At 36.9% G+C, this 417-nt stretch carries 1 protein-coding gene; it reads right to left on the minus strand.

What is annotated here, in order from left to right; genetic code table 11:
* Nucleotides 1–19 precede the first annotated feature (19 nt).
* Complete coding sequence (locus HMJ38_RS25165; RefSeq protein WP_194977202.1) at nucleotides 20–310, minus strand: GIY-YIG nuclease family protein; 291 nt, start codon at nucleotides 308–310, stop codon at nucleotides 20–22.
* Nucleotides 311–417: the final 107 nt, after the last annotated feature.

Genomic DNA, 417 nt, shown 5'->3' on the forward strand with positions numbered 1-417 from the left:
AGCTATCGGGATAAGGAGGCTAAAGGTATTTAAGGATCAAATTCTTGCTTAATTCAGGATATTCTTTGAGGTTTCGCAAATAAGTCCTTGATTTATTTTTCTTAATGTGCTTTTCTATCAGTTTAGCTGTTTTCTCAGATAAATTTGGGATTGAATGATACAGTTCCCAATCTTCTGCTTTGTCAGTAAAGGAACCTTTGAAGACATGCTTATTGTGCTGCTCCAGCCTGGAGTCCATGTTTCCAGTATATCCGATATAAAATCGGTCTATGGACCTGGAGTATAGTATATAAACACAAAAACCTTCCATTGAATTACAATTTAAATAAAAAGTAAAAGGCAACATTACTGTTGCCTTTGAGCCTCCTGTCGGGATCGAACCAACGACCTACTGATTACAAGTCAGTTGCTCTACCA

The organism is Aquiflexum lacus (assembly GCF_015476655.1).
Classification (GTDB): domain Bacteria; phylum Bacteroidota; class Bacteroidia; order Cytophagales; family Cyclobacteriaceae; genus Aquiflexum; species Aquiflexum lacus.